The following is a 489-nucleotide window of genomic DNA, read 5'->3' as shown; positions in this document are numbered from 1 at the left end:
GGCGAGCCGCGTCGTGCACCAGCACCCAGTCCGCGTCGGTCGCGCCGAATTCGACGAGTTGCATCAGCCCGGTGAGCACCGAGGCCTGTCGCGAGGCGCCGCCGCAGCGGCTGACCGCGAAGCGCAGGCCGGAAAAGCGACGCGCATCGAAGTGCGGGTCGTCGGGAGAGATCACCACCAGGGTCTGCGCGAACTCGCTGAGCGCATCGAAGGCGGCCAGCGTATAGTGCAGCAGCGCGCGACCGGCGAGCGTGCGGTACTGCTTGGGCAGCGCCGAGCCGGAGCGGCTGCCGGTGCCGGCGCAGGGAATCAGGGCGAAAAGTCGGCGAGTCACAAGAGCGAACGCCGGTAATAGGGAAATCGAAGCACGGATTTTATAATAGGTCTTTCGCCTCGGCCGCCGTGCCGCTCGCCGCGCCCCGGCGCACGCCATTCCAGCCTCGTCCATGCCAGAAAACGCCAGCACCCCGTCGTCCCCCGTCGCACTCG

1 protein-coding gene is annotated in these 489 nt (G+C 68.5%); it reads right to left on the bottom strand.

Annotated elements, in window-relative coordinates; translation table 11 throughout:
• A partial coding sequence (locus HWY05_RS37800; protein ID WP_176061496.1) for a 2-C-methyl-D-erythritol 4-phosphate cytidylyltransferase occupies positions 1-334 on the bottom strand: 334 nt, incomplete at its 3' end.
• Positions 335-489 lie beyond the last annotated feature (155 nt).

It is taken from the genome of Paraburkholderia sp. BCC1876, assembly GCF_902833695.1.
Classification (GTDB): domain Bacteria; phylum Pseudomonadota; class Gammaproteobacteria; order Burkholderiales; family Burkholderiaceae; genus Paraburkholderia.
This window is presented reverse-complemented; position numbering and strand designations above follow the sequence as displayed.